The following is a 598-nucleotide window of genomic DNA, read 5'->3' on the forward strand; positions in this document are numbered from 1 at the left end:
GAAATTGAAGAAGATTATGAAGGCAACACGGGTAAAACCATTGTGAAGACCTTTAATGAACGTGGGCTGGATTACGAGGCTGTGCCAGCAGCCCTCGTCAGCCAACACGGTCCATTTGCTTGGGGGCCAACACCTGCCAAGGCTGTTTACAACTCTAAGGTGCTTGAAGTGGTTGCCGAAGAAGACTTTCACACCATGGAACTTACGCACCAGAGTTCAGAATTGCCACAGTACCTGTTGGATAAGCACTACTACCGTAAGCATGGTGCCAACGCGTACTACGGTCAAGGTAATGCCCATTCAAAAGATCATGCGTCTCGTGCATAACAATTGATACTTTTACAGATATGACAAATAAATTAAGGCATCTTGCTAAATTAATAGCAGGATGCCTTAATTTTATAAATACGTTGATAAGTCACAAATATGGTCAGCTCTTTTTCTAGGTCACAAGCTAATTATTCTTGAGCATGATCGATTATTTAGTACAAATCCAATTTGCTTTCTGGCTATTAAATGGTGGATACATACTATTATTTATTAATTCCCTCAATTGTCAAGTTAAGTGCAACACTAATGGCCTATTCTTATAATTGGT

1 protein-coding gene is annotated in these 598 nt (G+C 40.1%); it reads left to right on the forward strand.

From position 1 onward, the window contains the following. A partial coding sequence (locus tag FC82_RS08655; protein WP_191982804.1) for a class II aldolase/adducin family protein occupies positions 1 to 327 on the forward strand: 327 nt, incomplete at its 5' end. Between the last annotated feature and the right edge of the window lie 271 nt (positions 328 to 598).

Source organism: Secundilactobacillus collinoides DSM 20515 = JCM 1123 (assembly GCF_001435975.1).
GTDB classification, from domain to species: domain Bacteria; phylum Bacillota; class Bacilli; order Lactobacillales; family Lactobacillaceae; genus Secundilactobacillus; species Secundilactobacillus collinoides.